At 68.5% G+C, this 1,774-nt stretch carries 2 protein-coding genes and 1 pseudogene; 2 read left to right on the forward strand and 1 reads right to left on the reverse strand.

The window, feature by feature from the left end; translation table 11 throughout:
- Positions 1-945, forward strand: a 945-nt coding sequence (locus AC5RWT_RS37045; protein ID WP_494084564.1) for an AAA family ATPase, incomplete at its 5' end; no start/stop codon positions are given.
- Between the two features lie 76 nt (positions 946-1,021).
- On the opposite strand, the gene dtd is transcribed toward AC5RWT_RS37045, so the two are convergent.
- On the reverse strand, positions 1,022-1,474 hold the full coding sequence (gene dtd, locus AC5RWT_RS37050; RefSeq protein ID WP_494084565.1) for a D-aminoacyl-tRNA deacylase: 453 nt from the start codon (positions 1,472-1,474) through the stop codon (positions 1,022-1,024).
- Positions 1,475-1,692: 218 nt separating this feature from the next.
- On the opposite strand from dtd, the pseudogene AC5RWT_RS37055 reads away from it, so the two are divergent.
- Positions 1,693-1,774 (forward strand): annotated as a pseudogene (locus AC5RWT_RS37055) (30S ribosomal protein S4); the annotation flags it as partial.

The following is a 1,774-nucleotide window of genomic DNA, read 5'->3' on the forward strand; positions in this document are numbered from 1 at the left end:
GTGGAGAACCGCTGGGTGGTGCTGGTCGCTGCCACCACCGAGAACCCGTCGTTCTCCGTCGTTTCGCCGCTGCTGTCCCGTTCGCTGCTGCTGACCCTGCAACCGCTCACCGCGGACGACATCGAGGCGCTGCTGTTGCGCGCCGTGGAGGATGAGCGCGGCCTGGCCGGGCGGGTGGCGCTGAGCGATGAAGCGCTGGAACACCTGGTCCGGCTGGCCGCCGGCGATGCCCGCCGGGGCCTGACCGCACTGGAAGCGGCCGCGGGGGTGGCCTGGGGCGAATCCGGCGGAACGGAGGACGGGACACCTGTCCTCGTGGAGCTTAGCCATGCCGAGCGCGCCATGGACCGGGCCGCCTTGCGTTACGACCGGGCCGGGGATCAGCACTATGACATCACCAGTGCCTTCATCAAGTCCATGCGTGGTTCCGACGTGGACGCTGCGCTGCACTACATGGCCCGGATGCTGGAGGCGGGGGAGGACCCCCGGTTCGTGGCCCGCCGGATCATGGTCCACGCGTCCGAGGACGTCGGGATGGCCGATCCCACCGCCCTGCAGACCGCCGTGGCCGCTGCCCAGGCCGTGCAGTTGATCGGCATGCCCGAGGCCCGGCTGGTGCTGGCCCAGGCAGTGGTCCATATCGCCACCGCGCCAAAGTCTCCGGCCTGCCATGACGCCATCAATGCGGCAGTCGCGGACGTGCGCGCCGGCCGCGGCCAAGGAGTTCCGGTGCATCTGCGCGATTCCCATTACGCCGGAGCCAAGGGCATGGGGCACGGCAAGGGCTACGTGTACTCGCACAATGCCCCGCACGGGATCGCCACCCAGCAGTACGCGCCGGACGATTTGGTGGGCAGGAACTACTACGAACCGACCACCAATGGTGCGGAACGGGAAATTTCCGCGCGGGTGGACCGGTTGCGCAAGATTATCCGCGGCGAATAACGACGGCGGTGCCCGGCTTCGGAGGACGGGCACCCCGGCGGCGGGGCCCGCTTCAGCCGCGTGTGCCGGGGGGGCGTCAGCCCCGGCGCGGTGTGCCGAACTCTTCGGTGTCCAGGCTGATCGTGAACGGGCCCGAATTGACCAGTTCCACTTCCATCATGGCGCCGAAGACTCCGGTTTCCACCGGTGCGCCGAGTACGCGCAGCGCCGCCACGAAATCCTCCACCAATGGCTCGCTCACCGCCGCCGGCGCCGCGGCTGACCAGGACGGCCGGCGGCCGCGCCGGGTGTCCGCGTAGAGCGTGAACTGGCTGATGACCAGCAGCGGAGCGCCGGACTCGGCACAGGACCGTTCGCCGTCCAGGATGCGCAGCCGCCACGTCTTTTCCGCCAGCGCCACCGCATCGTCGGGGGTATCGCTGTGGGTGGCCCCAACCAGCACCACCAGTCCCGGGCCCGGCAGGGCACCCACCACGGTGCCGTCGACAGTGACTTTGGCGCGGCTGGCGCGCTGGAGAATGGCTCGCATCCCCCCAGCCTAGGCAGGAGATCAGGGGGCGTGCAGCTGGTGCTAGAATGGTTGGCTGACTGGCAAGCCGTTCTTCAGCGCCGTCGAACCCCGAATCGTCACGAGGCGGGGCAGACGTGTGCCGCGGACGGACTGTAGCTGAAGGTAGCGGTTGACCAACGCTCTCCGATCGATGGAGGCCAGCAAACCAATGCACCGCACAGAACTGGAAGGACATCGTGGCTAACAACACACGAGCCCGCCGCAAGGTCCGCATTTCGCGTGCCCTTGGCATTGCCCTGACGCCCAAGGCTGAGAAGT

This window comes from Arthrobacter sp. Dra40 (genome assembly GCF_059091905.1).

Excerpts from the sequence above, each read along its gene's own strand:
- dtd (WP_494084565.1), bottom strand. The coding sequence starts at position 1,474 with ATGCGAGCCATTCTCCAGCGCGCCAGCCGCGCCAAAGTCACTGTCGAC.